This window comes from Marilutibacter maris, assembly GCF_006546735.2.
Lineage (GTDB): Bacteria > Pseudomonadota > Gammaproteobacteria > Xanthomonadales > Xanthomonadaceae > Marilutibacter > Marilutibacter maris.
The window spans coordinates 1-12,550 of record NZ_VICD02000061.1 but is presented as its reverse complement, the minus strand read 5'-3'; the positions used below and the strand labels follow the sequence as shown (position 1 = coordinate 12,550).

Here is a 12,550-nt window from a genome sequence, read left to right as displayed (position 1 = left end):
CGACGCAGCTCGCGACCAGCGCCTGCAGCACCGCCGGACTGCCGTGCGCCTGCAGCTCGACCACCTCCTCGCCGGTGAAACTGGCCGGCGCCGCGAAGTACAGCGCGATGCCGTCGTCCAGCACCCCGCCGTCCGGGTCATGAAAGCGCGCGTGGTGGGCATGCCGCGCCCGCAACCCGCGCCGGCACAGCGCCTCGCCGATCGCCCGCGCCCGCGGCCCCGACAGGCGCACGATGCCGACCCCGCCGGGACCGGCGGCGGTGGCGATCGCGGCGATGGTGTCGCGGTGGGCGGAGGTCATGGGGATATGGTCGCATGTGGAGGGGGGGGCGCGGCCCAGTCTGCAGGTCTGACTGGAATATCGTTTGGCATGGAGCGCGGCGCACGGCGAAGGGGCTTGCACGGCGAATCGGTGCCCTGCGCACGCGGGGGCGCGGACAGTGAACAACTTGCGGATGGACGTGGAGGGCGTCTTGCACCCGCTGCCAGGATGGCTCCGCTCCCGGTTCAGCGGCGTCCGGCCCAATACAAAAACCCGTCCCCTTCACGCCCCACCGTCCACCTGCGGCGGTGTGCATCGCCCCGCTTGAGCGATCCGCCCCTCGAGATCCATTGCTACAGGGATCACCGTTCGGATAGCACCTCGCTTTCGGGCCGATACTTGATGGCAACCCGGATTCGGTGCATTCGCCGGCATGAAGACATGCCCAGCCTCACGCTCACAGCGAAGAAGTCATTGATCCTTCCTGGGAGCTTTCGATTGACGCGCTTCAAGGGCCAGTCAAGAATCGGATATCATTCCGTCTCCGGGGTCTACTAGTAAGTTGGCCATCGCGCTGTGCGTCGAGAAATTCCTGCAGCGGTGCTAGTCCTCACCGCCGAACTAGCTTCGGAGCGGGAGACTCATGCCACGCTGGATAGCCTGTTCACCTACGCGGATGCTCCAGGCGACCCACCCGAGGGGAGCAAGCACGCCAAGGCGCTTGCTTGGCTGAGGCGTGCGAACAAGGAATCCCCTGATCCCTTGCGCGTCCTTGGTCGCGTTATTGAGGGCTACATGGACGAGGTTCTTGACCCGAATAACCGATGGGACAAGGAGCGGATCGAGAAGCGGCTGAAGATCTGTAGCGCGCTCGCCAGTGCGGAGCTTCAGTACGTCGCCGGCGGCAAGATTACCGGTGCCATGGGAACCCCCACCAGAACTCTCTCGGAGTTCATTCGAGAGCGCGACCTTGAGTCGATAGAGCAGGAATTCCAGCGCGCCGTACAGAACGCTACTGCTTCGCCACGCGATGCGGTATCTGCCGCAAGCAACATACTTGAGTCAGTTTGTAAGGTCATCATTGCTGACGAGAACCTTCCGGCCCCAGCCAAGCAGGACCTTCAGTCCGTTTGGAACGTGGTGCGAAAGCATCTAGGAATGGACCCGAGCAGAGTCGAGGACAAAGATCTCCAGCAAATTCTCACTGGCCTGCTTTCAGTAGTGCACGGCATAGGCTCACTACGCACCCATGCGAGTTCTGCTCACGGCGCCGGAAGAACTCATTACAAGCTGGAGCCTCGCCACGCTCGCCTTGCCATCCATTCTGCCCATACCCTCTGCCTGTTCGTGCTCGAGTCCTGGCGTCGGCGAGGCGATGGCTAACAGTTCATCCAAGCCGACACCGCTTCGCGGCACGGCTTAGCTCCAGCGTTAGGCTGCACAGACAAATGGTCAGAGTTCTTCTAGAACGCTTCACCAACATGCATGGCACATCCTGGGTTCGCGCTCATGGCTCCGGCGTGGAGGCCTTTGCTTTCTGCAGCAATGCCATTCACCCAGACTTGGGCAACGTAAGTGAGGGCATGGGCCAAATCACTTGCCCGGACTGTATTGCCATGATTGAGGCATGCAAAGCAATTGAGGACAAAGATCTGGCTCCGGAGTACAGCAATGAGTTATTCAATCGGCGGTTCGAGCGAGATCGCTAGTGCGGCCTAACAGCTCATTCAAGCCGATGCCGCTCCGCGGCGCAGCTTTGTTCGGGCATCACATAATTACCATACCACTCCACCGCACAACTGGGCCCAGGTGACAGCCGCATGCAGAAGCCCACTGCAACTCTGGTGTTGGCCATGCTGGCCGCACAGAGCGACGCGTCGCCAACCTCGTTCTTGCACGACCCCAAGGTGTTCCGATGCAGCCCGGCCGTTGTGGGTCCCGACGACACGCTGGTGCTTTCCAAGCATTCGCGGGCACTGCGCGAGTTGGCCGTCCGCGGCCCTGACGGCGGGGCTCCATATTTCCTGGTGGTTGGCCAGCTTCCCGCGGAGATGAAACCGCTCATGTCCTCCGATCAGCTCGGCGAAGCTTCCGAGGTTCGGATCCGGGTCGCGGAACTCATCGGCTTGAGGTGGAGCACCGATTCATTGCCGGAGCCTGTCTTCACGAATCCCGGCATCCATGAATTCTGGATCTCCACCAACCTCGAGTCAGAAGATGGCGCCCATGTCTGCCAGGTCAGGTATGAGCCGCGCGGCGAGCACCCTGGCGATACGCCTCCTTCCGACCCCACCTAGCTTGAGATGAACCGTTGCATGTACAGACTCGGACATAGTGTCGAAGGGCAATGGGTGGCGCATTCCCACCCTCCGGTGTTCCGCATGCCGGCGCCGGACGCCCGCAGTCAAGGGATTGTCGCAGGCGTCCCCGGCTCCGATCCGGAAGTCTTCCTGCGCCTGTCTCGCTGCCTGGAGGAGCCGCTGTTTCTCCTCTATGTCCTGCACACCTGCCGTGGCGAGGCGGAGACTGGCCGGTACCAGAGTCCTGAACTTTCCTTCCGGGACCTCGAAGCCTTCGTCGATGAGTTCAGACCCCTCCTTTGCGCAGACGGCCGCTTCGACCTATGGGCCTACTCGCCTGAGCAGAAGGCTACTGTCGTCTGGGATCGCCACAACCTCCTGTACGCCTACGGGCCCCTCGACCGCTATGCCACGGAACTGAGGTCGCTCGGGTTCGGTCAAGGCATCCCCGAGGTGCCGGCGCCGCACACGCACCACTATCGTTCGGAGCTGGACGTTCTGGCCGGGAAGCTCATCGACCGGTTCAACTGGGTGTACTCTCCACTGCGTCCCGAGGACGAGCAGTGAAGGCTCGAGCCGAGAGGGCATCCGGGCCCAAGTCGCTCGGCCGTTCGACCCAGGCCCGGCTCCCCGGGGCCATGATCGGGATGCTATCCATCCTGAGCGCTCTGCTCCTTGGCGCCTGCGGCGACAAACCTCATGAACCACCGCCACCACCCGACCTGGGCTATGTCAGCGAGTTCAACCACTGCGCCGCAGAGCCGCAGCGTGTGCTCTCCGCGCGGGAGAAATGCGAGATCGCGGCGTTCCGGTCCCGTTGTACGGCGCTGGACGACTGTTTCGTCTCCTGCATCAGCAGCCGGTCCGGCTCTTTTGGCGGTGGCCGCTGTGCGCATGCCTGCACTTTCGGACCGCACCCGCCCGCACCCCAACCGGACGCGCTTGCCGATTGCCGCTCTCTCGCTGGACGGTCCGGGGTTGACGTAGAGTAGACGCCAGACGCTTCGCTCAAGCCAGATCCGCTTGGTTACGAGGCATCGCTCGGGAATGGGAGTCCCAGCACGCACCATGGTTCGAGTCATGATCGACCTGCCCTTGTTCTCCTCGCCCACGGAGGCCTTCGGGCGGGTTGCCGGGGTACTGGACCTGGATACGCTTCCGCACGAGGGCGACGTGTTTCCATGGCCGCAGGAGTGGATGGAGGCCGGCTCGCCCTGCTTCGGCGGTGCCAGCCAGAACCGTATCTGGTACATAGCCCCTTGGGAGCTGGATTCAGCGCAGTACCTTGTCGGTATGTATGGCTTCGTCTTCGATTCGGCAGCCGATGCGATGAAGTGTTGCTCTTTCTTTGAGCGCACGGGCTTTGACACCTTTGAGTACTGATGGCATAGCCTTGCCAGCACGCCTTGACGGTTCATTCGAGCCTGGCCTCTTCTTGGTGCGACCCGATCAAGGCGGCGGACAACAATGAAAAGCATCCGGGTCGTAATGCTCGAGGCTCGACCGCGTCCCGACTCAGCGGAGTCGACGTCCGTGGCCGGCGGTTTTGTGAACGTCTACTCCACCGCTCACTCGGAAGAGGAGGCGCTTCGCATCGCCTCGGCCGAGGTTTCGGAGGCCGGCTGGGACGTTCTGGCCGTGGAGGACTCCTTCCTGCTGTCGCGCGAGCAGGCCGCGACGACCCCAGAGTCCCTGGAGTATTTCGAGCAGACGCTGTTGGATGGCGTCGTCGTGGTCTTCCACACCTACCCGCATGACGGAGAGGCGCCCGATGTCCGTCACTAACGGATCGATACTCGGCAACTTGCCCGGACCACGACCCGTTTCACGATCTGCCTAAGCCCGGAGTCCACATGTCCAGGATCAAAGGACCGGCATCCGCCGCAGTACTCGCCGCCACGCTTCTGGCCGGGTGCCTGGAGAGTGATTTCCCGGCCTGCAAGGGACCGGTTGCCACACACGCTCTGGGCAAGTGTGTCGCCAGCTACCACCAGGCAGACTACGGATCGGGCGGGCAGGTCACACAAGCGCTGGTGGAGTGCGACGGTCTAACCTCCAGGCCCGGCGGCAATGTCGTCGCCATCCACTCCGTCGCCCACGGCATCGGCCTTCGCTGGCTCGATCCGCACACCCTTGAGGTCGCCGTTCCCGCCGGCGCGGAACTTCAGGATCAGCGCCGAAGCGACCGGTACAGCGGCTATCCGTTGCGGTACGTGTATCGTGAGCTGAGGGCTGGCGAGCCGGCATTGCAGGGATGCGGCCTGGTCAGATCGAATGGCGACTGATGACCGATTCCCAATCGCCTCCTCCGTGGATCCAACCCAGGTACCGAGCACCATGGACGAATTGTCCTTTGCCTTGCTGTCGTTGCTGGCCGGACTGGCTCTGGGGCTGAGTCTTGCGGCGACCTATCTGGTCGTGATCAGCACCGCCTACACGCGCCGACAGAAGCTGCTCCAATACGCGGCCATCTGGCTGCTGCCGCTGCTGGGAGCGTCCACCTGCATCGTTGTCGCAGGCAGCGATCGCCGCCCACCGCCGCCGGCGAGAAAAGAGGAGTTCTACGAGGGCGGAATGTAGCGATCGGTCCACCCAGACACGTCTCGTAGACTGCATCATTGGCACTGGCGTTGAGTCCCGGGAGACGCTCATGAACTTCCTCAGCCGGAACGAAGCCCGGCAGTTCGCGGAGGCCTGGCTCCCGGCCTGGTCGGGCAACGACCCCGAGCGGCTGGCGGGCTTCTATTCCGAGGACGCGTTCTACCTCGACCCGGGCGTTCCGCAGGGCATCGCCGGCAAGCCCGCGTTGCTCGCCTACTTCAGAAAGCTTCTCGCCTACAACCCGGACTGGGTGTGGTCGCAGATCGAGGGCATCCCGCTCGAGGACGGCTTCCTCAACAAGTGGCGCGCCGATATCCCGGTCGGCACGAAGACGCTCCAGGTCGTCGGCGTCTGCTTCGTCCAGCTGGACGCGGCTGGCAAGATCCGCCGGAACGAGGTCTACTTCGACAGAAGCGAGCTTCTTGCGGAGATCGCGCGGCAGCGCCCTGACTGACATTGATCCCAGGGTTGGTGCGGCTTCGCGGCGAGCATCACTTCAGCGTTGAGCTGTATAGGTAGAGTTGGCAGCGTACTTGTCTGCAAAGCCGTATGGGATCGCGCCACAAAGGAGTGTCGCCTTCTACTCGAGCTTCTTCACCGCTCGGAGCGAAGATGGAGTCTAGCCACTTCGATCCGATATCGTTGATCTGGCTGTTCGGTTCAATCACCCACACTCTTATGGAAGCGCGATGAAACTGCCTGTTTTCACACCCATACTTCTACTCACCACCATTGCTCCAAGCTTTGCTGCAGATCGCCATCTGGCAGAAGAGCTGGTAGAGGTCACCAGGTACGCAGACGTCGTCGATGCTTCGGTGGAGACCTGCGTCGATACGGTTCGCGACACCAACGTCGAAGCCGACATTCAACGTATGCCGGAGCTGTTCGGCGGCATCACCCCGGCAAGCCCTCTTTGGCCGGAAGCAAGACAGGCCTATCTCGTCTACATGGAGTCCAGTTGTTACACATTCGACAAGGACAAAGCCATTGAAGCCGTCGTCCGAGAGTATGCGGCCGGCCTGAGTAATTCGGAAATCCAATCCGTACTTGCCTTCTACGAAACCGACGCTGGCCGCAGGTTCCGGGACGCAGGGAAGGTAGCCAACAGCGCTGCCAATCGGGAGGCCATTGACAAGTCATCAATGCATAGCGCGTACAACGACTATATCCGCGAGATTGACAGGCTCGTGGGCGAGCATCTGAAGTACGTCTCCGTCCTCCACGACTCCAATTAATCAGCACGTTCGTGGCGCAGCCTGCGCAGATATCACTGCCATGTTCAAAGCCATCACTACTTGGTGAAAGCCGACAGCAGGCGCGTCGCGAGGCGCTCATGTTAGAACGTCAGGCCGTCGCCACCTTCGGCGATGCATCGGTTTCGGCACCTACCCTTCCGGCAACGTGCAATCGATCGCATGGGCGGATGTCGACCGCGTTGCTGTCGAAACCAAGGTCGGTGTCGGCGTTCTTCGCATGAACAAGCCAGCTCCGGCATGGCGCGCATCCACCATCGTCTCGCGAACCGAAGAATGTACTCTGACTCCAGTTCTTGCTCCAGTTCTTGCTATTCATCCCAACCCGCGCCGTGTGATATCACGCCGTGATTCCACCGAGGTGTTTGATAGCAGATGAGCACTTTAGCTATAGAGGAATTTGACCCCACGATTCATCGAGACCACATGCCCGAGATCCCGTCCCCAAGCCCGGCGAGACACGTGCTTGTCGTTTCGTCGGGAAGATTCAGGCTCGAGTTCCTGTCCGAACCACAACTCGAGGCTGCTATCGCCTACTTCCAATCACCGTCGGGATCGACTCGATGCTCCATTGCGGGAGGGGATCACTGGGAATTCCAGCCCTGGCAAAGCCGGCTACCTGCGGGAATCAACAATCGACGCAACCGCAAGCGCATGCTTGCCGCGTTGCTGTCATCAAGAGGCCTGGCCCGCAAGTACTTGTCATAGCACACTGGTGAGACCCAGTGACTCGCTGATACCGAGTCCGTCTCGCGAGCTGCCTTAACCCGGATATCGGCCCCATGTTCAAGACCCTCACAACCTGGTGGAAGAACCGACAGCAGGCGCGGCGCGAGGCGCTCATGTTCGAGCGTCAGGTGGTCGTCAGCTTCGATGACACCTCGCTGTCGGCGACCCTTCCTTCCGGCGAGGTGCAATCGATCGCATGGGCGGATGTCGACTGCATCGCCATCGAGACCAACGACAGCGGCCCCTGGGACAGCGATGTCTGGTGGCTCCTCGAAGGTGCCGCCACCCGCGTGACCTACCCGCAGGGCGCGACCGGAGATTCCGAGATGCTCGACCAGTTCTCCGACCGCTTCCCCGGATTCAACGATGCGGCGGTCATCGAGGCCATGGGCAGCACATCGAATGCGCGCTTCGTATGCTGGCAGCGTGGAGGTGAGGCATGAGATTCCGTTTGGGCCTACATCGCTTCGTGACACGAGCCCGAACGGAAAAGTGATATGAGAGCGATCTGGCCAGTTCTAGCCCTGTCTCTCTTCGTTGGCGGATGTGACTTGCTCCTCACGCCAGACGCATACTTCGAGCATAGATCCTGCCTCACTCTTTATTCGGGAATGAGTGAGAGCCAGGTTCTGGACGCAATGGGGAGGCCTCAGGACCAGAGGGATAGCTCTGCCAGTGCGCGTGTTCTTTATTACGGCGAGCGCCATAGCGACTCTGGCCCCATGCAGGTGTTCCTGAAGAAGACTGGCGACGAGTACGTTGTCGACGCCTTGGCATGCGAAGGACTGGGTTAGCGGTCTCCGGAGGAGTCACTCAAGACGAAGGCGCACTATTCCCAGCCCACATTGGGGAAGCAACAATGTGGGCCACCGGATGATTGCTGATGCTGCTTACCTAGCCCTACAGACAAACTGGGGTCAGTGTCGGCCTTTTTGGCATGGATAGGTCAGCCCTACCATTGCTTAGCGATGCGAAAGGTGTAATGTGATCCCGGCTCTTAAGCTCTGACGCTATCTCTCATGAAGATTACTCTCGCCTTGGTTCTTCTTCTTGCGGGTTGTAGCAATGCAAGTGCATGCAGCCGCAGCCTGGACGGAACCTGGAAGTCCGACGGGCAGGCCACCATGGCGTTTGTCAGAGAGCACACAAAGCTCCAACCCAAGACGGAAGCCTTCCTGCAGGCACTCGTTGGTCACATGACCATGACCTTCGAAGGGGGCGAACTGCATCTGAACATGCCCGACATTGAAGTCCCGATTTCCGGCCAGATGAGCCCGTTCTCCGGCTTTGAGGAGCGGAAGCCCTACGAGGTGCTGTTCTGCAGCAGCTCCACGATCGTTTGGTCAGCCAGGCAGCCCTTTGGCGATACGGATGAGGTGACCACATTCAATTTCGTTGATCCCGACACCATCTGGGTGTACACGGGAAGCACCGATCCAAAGATGCCGGACCTCCATACCAGAGAGTATTTCCGGCGAGGTCGCTAGCGCCTCGCGGTTCATCCAAGCTGAGATCGCGCCCTAATCATTTTTTTGGGGAGCCAACCCGCATGGATGGCTACTGGTTCACATCGACGCTATTCGAGGTAGAGCCCGGAGAGGATGAAGAGATCAACCCTCGCATGTATGGCCGTCAACTCGCCGCTTGGCTCAAGGCACAGCTCGAACAGCGTGGCTATGAGGTCGAGCCAGTCATTGCGGAGGACTGGGGTCGCTGCCTGATGTGCTCCCGCGATCCGTTCATGCTGTGGGTTGGCTGTGGCAGCGTCGTGGACTATGACTCGGCGCAGCCAGGCGACCCGCCGCCTGAAAAGGAGAGCGTCACCTGGTACTGCTTCCCCATGGCGGAGGTTCCGCTCTGGAAGCGGATATTCAGAAGACCGGATACTTTCACACAGCTTTCATCGCTCAACAGCGTCTTGCTCACCATCCTCAGCGGCGAGCCTGGCATCACACTGGTCGAAGAGCGATAGCAGCGCGACCTGAGAGCAGGTTATGACTTCATGAGACCACGTCGCGCATGGCAGGAGATGATCAAGGACTGGGCCCCGGAGCTTTCGGCCAAGCTTGGACGCCCTGTTTCCGAGATCGAGAGCAAAGGACTGGGAGCCACTGACTTCTCACCATCGAGGTTTGTCGAGATTCGCGACCCTGCTGGCAGGGTGACTCGATTCTCCCTTGCGTTTGCCCTTGTTCGTCCCGAAAAGTCGGTTGCCGCCGTCTTTTCGGAGCACTATGGCTACATGGAGTTCGATCTCGTAGAGGACAGTGTTGTCGCTGAGATACATGAGGACATCTACACCCATTGGGGTGAGCCCTAGCATTGCATCCTAGGCGGCAAGACAGGAAAGAGAGCTTCCTTCTTCAGGCTGATTGGTCAGCTGTGATGATTCGAGGGTCCGCCGCCGCCAGGCGAAGCGAAATGTGTACTCTGGCTCCTATTCCGCGTGATCGGACTTCTTCTGGCCGGCCACGGGATAGCCAAGGCCGGTACCATATCCCGTGGCCCGCTCCTGTTCGGCCTGTTTCCTCCTATGCTTGTCTCGGTTTTTGGCGGCATGCTTATCGGTGAGGTGATATGGGATCGCGCCACCAAGGAGCGTCGCCTTCTTCTCAAACTTCTTCACCATTCGGAGGAAGATGGGGTCTAGCGACCAGCTCAGCCTGAAGCCACTTCCCGCCACCGCGTGCCATCAGTTCTCATGCCCAATACAGGCCATCCCGACAGACTGCTCAAGATGCTTCTCGGCATCGCCGTCATGAGCTTTCTGACGTTGATGATTCCGTTGCTGGCGATACCGACTTCCTCGCCAGCGGACTTCAGTCCTGTAGCGAAAGGCGCCTTTGCCATCGCCGCCACCGGGTGTTTCCTGGCGCTTCTCGCCCTCTGGATCTACTGGCTTCGACACTTCTGGAAGACGGCGCAGCATCGCCGGTTCTGGCTCTGCCTTCTTGTGCCGTACGCCTATGCCACGTACAGCACCGTAAAACATCTTCAGACGCCTTCATCTGGTCACGTCTAGAAGTTCCATCGTGCCAACATCACTTCACTGGCTGGTATAGCCCAAGCACAAGACCCCATGCTCAAGACCCTCACAAGCTGGTGGAAGAACCGACAGCAAGCGCGCCGCGAGGCGCTCATGTTCGAGCGTCAGGTGGTCGTCAGCTTCGACGACACATCGGTGTCGGCGACCTTCCCTTCCGGCGAGGTTCAATCGATCGCATGGACGGATGTCGACTGCGTCGCTATCGAGACCAACGACAGCGGCCCCTGGGACGCTGATGTCTGGTGGCTGCTCGAAGGCGCTGCGACCCGTGTGGCCTACCCGCAGGGCGCGACCGGAGATTCGGAGATGCTCGATCAGTTCTCCGACCGCTTCCCCAGATTCAACGATGCGGCGGTCATCGAGGCCGTGGGCTGCACGTCGAATGCGCGCTTCGTATGCTGGCAGCGTGGAGGTGAGGCATGAGATTCCATTAGGGCCCGCATCGCTTCGCGATACGGTCGGACAGGGGACCAGAGCTGCCCGTCTTCTTGGCTTGGATAGACCAGCAGGTAGGACTTTCGCACCTGCTGCCGTAGCGCGAAGTAAAAAGTGTACTCTGACCCCACTCTTCTCTCTTGTTTTAGTAGTTGCGCTTATAGGCACTAGGGAGAGACGGGGCCAGGACCGACAAAATCAACCTGACCCTGTTTTTTCAACAGCGCGATGTGATCTTGGAGCCATCCCCATGAAGCTGATCCCGATTCCGGCGTTCGCCGCCCTGGCCTTGAGCGCCTGCACGCTGATCGGAACGGCGTGGAGTTCGGACGTATGCGGCTGCGCCCCGGCCTGGTCCAGTCTGGCGGTAGATCTTGGATTGCAGGACGTCGCGAGTGCCGAAGCGCTGACCCTGGCAACGGTACAGGCGGCGGCGGACCGATATGCTGGCAAGCCGCTTCATCTTGCCGACCTGCCCGATACGGGCTCCGGCAAGTCCTGCGTCACCGTCTCAACCGGGGCACGTTGCGAATGGAAGCTCTGGCACCGCCCACCAAGCGCCAAGGGCTACGTGGCCGAATTCGCGACGGATCCAACCGGCCGGATAACATCGATACGCGTTTCGGCGCACATCTGGACGCCCGACAGCGGCACCTGAGCGTCGATCCCGTTCAACACCGCTTCAACAAACCGAGGTCAGCTCTGGCATGGCGTGTATCTGCCATCGTTTCGCGAAGCGAAATGTGTACTCTGGCCCCTATTCCGCGACTGCCTCATCGCTCACTTGGCATGCAGGGCACTGAAACGATGTCACCACCAACGGCAGACACTCAAAAGCCCGACAAAGCCAACAGGCTTTCTCGTGCCTGGCTGATTTTGATCTCGCTCATTTCTGCCGGCCTTTGCGGCTTTGCGCTGCTCGATGTCATACATGCCCCGCTTTGGCTCACAGCAGTCTTTGGCCTGCTCGCGATAGGCGCCTTTCTGCTTGCAACGGTGGCACCACCCCACATCCGCAAAGCGTTTGCGGAGTTCCTGGCTTGGCCGTGGTGACCTGCTCCCGTCGCGCCGATGGCTGCGCTCCCAACACCATTCCCGGAGCCTCACATGCGAATTCCGGCAATGAGTGGCATTGAAGAGCAGCAGACAGAATCGACTTTCCCGAGTCTTAGCAAGTCCCTCATCAGGAAAGATTTGAGGCAGAAATTTTCCTAAGAAGCGACCTTCACGCCAGCAAGGAAAGTTTTCTCGCAGGCGTGCACCCAAGCACTCACGCCCCAGGCCGGTTCACCCGCCCCCGTCCCCCAACCGCCACCCCAACCCCGACACCCGGCTCGCATGCCGGGCGAGCGCGGTCTCTATGACCTCGGCGGGGGCGGCCAGGTGCAGGCGGGTCTTGGCGCGGGTGAGGCCGGTGTAGACCAGTTCGCGCGACAGCACGCGGGTGTCGCGGGCGGGCAGTTGCAGCCAGACCTCGTCGAATTCGCTGCCCTGGGCCTTGTGCACGGTCATCGCGAAGGCGCTTTCGTGCGCCGGCAGGGCGGCGGGATGGAACGGACGCGGCGGTGCGGGGCCGTCGTCGCCTGTGTCGCCTGCCGCGGCGCTCCCGGGCGCATTTCCGGCAAACCACGCGGTCAGCACGCCGCGGTCGTCGGCGAGGCAGACGCCGATGTCGCCGTTGAACAGGCCGTGGCGGTAGCTGTTCTCGGTGATCAGCAGGGGTTGGCCGTGGAAGTGTCCGGATGTGCCGTGACCGCGCGTGCCATGGCCCGGCGTGCCGCGGCCGCCACCGGCTTCGGCGATGAGGGCCTCGATGCGGGCGTTGAGGGTGCAGGCGCCGCTGGGGCCATCGCGCAGGGCGGTGAGCAGGCGCAGGCGGCCGGCGATCGCGAGCGCGTCGGCGGGGCCGTCGGCATCGGCCAGG

The 12,550-nt window shown here is 61.3% G+C and carries 20 protein-coding genes and 1 pseudogene; 17 read left to right on the top strand and 4 right to left on the bottom strand.

Annotated features, from left to right (window positions below; genetic code table 11):
- Positions 1 to 301: pseudogene (locus FKV24_RS04560) on the bottom strand (tRNA uridine-5-carboxymethylaminomethyl(34) synthesis GTPase MnmE); the annotation flags it as partial.
- Positions 302 to 862: 561 nt separating this feature from the next.
- Between FKV24_RS04560 and FKV24_RS04555 the strand changes: the two are divergent.
- The 9 genes from FKV24_RS04555 (at position 863) to FKV24_RS04515 (ending at position 6,398) form a co-directional block, all read left to right on the top strand.
- The gene (locus tag FKV24_RS04555) at positions 863 to 1,645 is read left to right on the top strand and encodes an abortive infection family protein (protein ID WP_211371784.1); all 783 of its coding nucleotides are present in this window, start codon (positions 863 to 865) and stop codon (positions 1,643 to 1,645) included.
- A 437-nt stretch (positions 1,646 to 2,082) separates the two neighbouring features.
- Positions 2,083 to 2,559 carry a hypothetical protein gene (locus tag FKV24_RS04550; protein ID WP_141481527.1) on the top strand — a complete coding sequence of 159 codons (477 nt, stop codon included), beginning with the start codon at positions 2,083 to 2,085 and terminating at the stop codon, positions 2,557 to 2,559.
- 54 nt (positions 2,560 to 2,613) lie between these two features.
- Positions 2,614 to 3,129, top strand: coding sequence for a hypothetical protein (locus tag FKV24_RS04545; protein ID WP_211371783.1), 516 nt, complete (start codon positions 2,614 to 2,616; stop codon positions 3,127 to 3,129).
- Positions 3,130 to 3,642: 513 nt separating this feature from the next.
- Positions 3,643 to 3,945 (top strand): hypothetical protein, encoded by a 303-nt coding sequence (locus FKV24_RS04540; protein ID WP_141481525.1) that lies wholly within the window; start codon positions 3,643 to 3,645, stop codon positions 3,943 to 3,945.
- 150 nt (positions 3,946 to 4,095) lie between these two features.
- Positions 4,096 to 4,347 (top strand): hypothetical protein, encoded by a 252-nt coding sequence (locus FKV24_RS04535; RefSeq protein ID WP_141481524.1) that lies wholly within the window; start codon positions 4,096 to 4,098, stop codon positions 4,345 to 4,347.
- Positions 4,348 to 4,415: 68 nt separating this feature from the next.
- Positions 4,416 to 4,847 (top strand): hypothetical protein, encoded by a 432-nt coding sequence (locus FKV24_RS04530; RefSeq protein WP_141481523.1) that lies wholly within the window; start codon positions 4,416 to 4,418, stop codon positions 4,845 to 4,847.
- Between the two features lie 52 nt (positions 4,848 to 4,899).
- Positions 4,900 to 5,142, top strand: a complete 243-nt coding sequence (locus tag FKV24_RS04525; protein ID WP_111264983.1) for a hypothetical protein — start codon at positions 4,900 to 4,902, stop codon at positions 5,140 to 5,142.
- A gap of 70 nt (positions 5,143 to 5,212) precedes the next feature.
- Positions 5,213 to 5,617: a YybH family protein gene (locus tag FKV24_RS04520; RefSeq protein ID WP_141481522.1), complete on the top strand. Its 405-nt coding sequence runs from the start codon at positions 5,213 to 5,215 to the stop codon at positions 5,615 to 5,617.
- A gap of 235 nt (positions 5,618 to 5,852) precedes the next feature.
- The gene (locus FKV24_RS04515; protein WP_141481521.1) at positions 5,853 to 6,398 is read left to right on the top strand and encodes a DUF2059 domain-containing protein; all 546 of its coding nucleotides are present in this window, start codon (positions 5,853 to 5,855) and stop codon (positions 6,396 to 6,398) included.
- Positions 6,399 to 6,507: 109 nt separating this feature from the next.
- Here the strand turns inward: FKV24_RS04515 and FKV24_RS04510 are convergent, their stop codons facing one another.
- On the bottom strand, positions 6,508 to 6,735 hold the full coding sequence (locus FKV24_RS04510) for a hypothetical protein (protein ID WP_141481520.1): 228 nt from the start codon (positions 6,733 to 6,735) through the stop codon (positions 6,508 to 6,510).
- A 463-nt stretch (positions 6,736 to 7,198) separates the two neighbouring features.
- Here FKV24_RS04510 and FKV24_RS04505 point away from each other — a divergent pair, with 463 nt between their 5' ends.
- The 4 genes from FKV24_RS04505 (at position 7,199) to FKV24_RS04490 (ending at position 9,465) form a co-directional block, all read left to right on the top strand.
- Positions 7,199 to 7,588 (top strand): hypothetical protein, encoded by a 390-nt coding sequence (locus FKV24_RS04505; RefSeq protein ID WP_141481519.1) that lies wholly within the window; start codon positions 7,199 to 7,201, stop codon positions 7,586 to 7,588.
- 576 nt (positions 7,589 to 8,164) lie between these two features.
- Positions 8,165 to 8,632 (top strand): hypothetical protein, encoded by a 468-nt coding sequence (locus tag FKV24_RS04500; protein ID WP_141481518.1) that lies wholly within the window; start codon positions 8,165 to 8,167, stop codon positions 8,630 to 8,632.
- Positions 8,633 to 8,694: 62 nt separating this feature from the next.
- Positions 8,695 to 9,117, top strand: coding sequence for a hypothetical protein (locus FKV24_RS04495; RefSeq protein WP_141481517.1), 423 nt, complete (start codon positions 8,695 to 8,697; stop codon positions 9,115 to 9,117).
- 57 nt (positions 9,118 to 9,174) lie between these two features.
- Positions 9,175 to 9,465, top strand: a complete 291-nt coding sequence (locus FKV24_RS04490; RefSeq protein WP_141481516.1) for a hypothetical protein — start codon at positions 9,175 to 9,177, stop codon at positions 9,463 to 9,465.
- A gap of 117 nt (positions 9,466 to 9,582) precedes the next feature.
- Here FKV24_RS04490 and FKV24_RS04485 read toward each other — a convergent pair whose 3' ends face one another.
- Positions 9,583 to 9,774, bottom strand: a complete 192-nt coding sequence (locus tag FKV24_RS04485; protein WP_141481515.1) for a hypothetical protein — start codon at positions 9,772 to 9,774, stop codon at positions 9,583 to 9,585.
- A 72-nt stretch (positions 9,775 to 9,846) separates the two neighbouring features.
- Between FKV24_RS04485 and FKV24_RS04480 the strand changes: the two genes are divergently transcribed.
- From FKV24_RS04480 to FKV24_RS04465, 4 genes are all read left to right on the top strand, one after another.
- Positions 9,847 to 10,167, top strand: a complete 321-nt coding sequence (locus FKV24_RS04480) for a hypothetical protein (RefSeq protein WP_141481514.1) — start codon at positions 9,847 to 9,849, stop codon at positions 10,165 to 10,167.
- Positions 10,168 to 10,224: 57 nt separating this feature from the next.
- Entirely contained in the window at positions 10,225 to 10,614 is a 390-nt protein-coding gene (locus FKV24_RS04475; RefSeq protein WP_141481513.1) for a hypothetical protein, read from the top strand.
- 262 nt (positions 10,615 to 10,876) lie between these two features.
- The gene (locus tag FKV24_RS04470) at positions 10,877 to 11,284 is read left to right on the top strand and encodes a hypothetical protein (RefSeq protein WP_141481512.1); all 408 of its coding nucleotides are present in this window, start codon (positions 10,877 to 10,879) and stop codon (positions 11,282 to 11,284) included.
- A gap of 131 nt (positions 11,285 to 11,415) precedes the next feature.
- A complete protein-coding gene (locus FKV24_RS04465; RefSeq protein WP_141481511.1) occupies positions 11,416 to 11,679 on the top strand; it encodes a hypothetical protein in 264 nt (87 codons plus the stop codon).
- Between the two features lie 234 nt (positions 11,680 to 11,913).
- Here the strand turns inward: FKV24_RS04465 and FKV24_RS04460 are convergent.
- Positions 11,914 to 12,550, bottom strand: a 637-nt coding sequence (locus FKV24_RS04460; RefSeq protein ID WP_170288210.1) for an ATP-binding domain-containing protein, incomplete at its 5' end; no start/stop codon positions are given.